The following is a 429-nucleotide window of genomic DNA, read 5'->3' as shown; positions in this document are numbered from 1 at the left end:
CCATAAGCGCCTCCTGCATGGCAGCGGAGGCAGACTCCCAATACTGCTCAAGCGCCTTGATGTAGAGCGCGTGCTTGTCACCGAATGCCGCATAGAGGCTTGGGCGATTCATGCCGGCGGCGGTGGCGATGCTGTCCAGGGAAGCGCCGGAATATCCAGTGCTCCAGAAAACCCCAAGTGCCTGTTGCAGCGCTGTCTGCGGGTCATATGCGCGGGGGCGGCCTCGGCCTTTGCCCTCTGTAATCTTTTTTTGTGCCATGTCGTACAAAATCCTTGTGTGGGGATGGACTGCTCTATATTCTTACACCATCGCACAAAATTAAGGAACCAGAAGTTCCTGAACGTCAGGTTTGTTGTAGCTGAGCTCGAACTGGGTGTTGCGGCGACGAAACCGGTGCGGTGGAGCGATCCTCCCTGACCGTGCACGGG

The 429-nt window shown here is 57.3% G+C and carries 1 protein-coding gene; it reads right to left on the bottom strand.

All coding sequences use genetic code 11. The features are described 5' to 3' along the window. Window positions 1-259 (bottom strand): TetR/AcrR family transcriptional regulator (locus AC1DF0_RS32355; protein ID WP_477577685.1); only part of this gene is annotated, 259 nt, incomplete at its 3' end. Window positions 260-429: the final 170 nt, after the last annotated feature.

The organism is Paenibacillus sp. 05T425, from assembly GCF_056396205.1.
The sequence above is the reverse complement of the archived record's forward strand: the minus strand, read 5'-3'. Positions and strand labels throughout refer to the sequence as shown.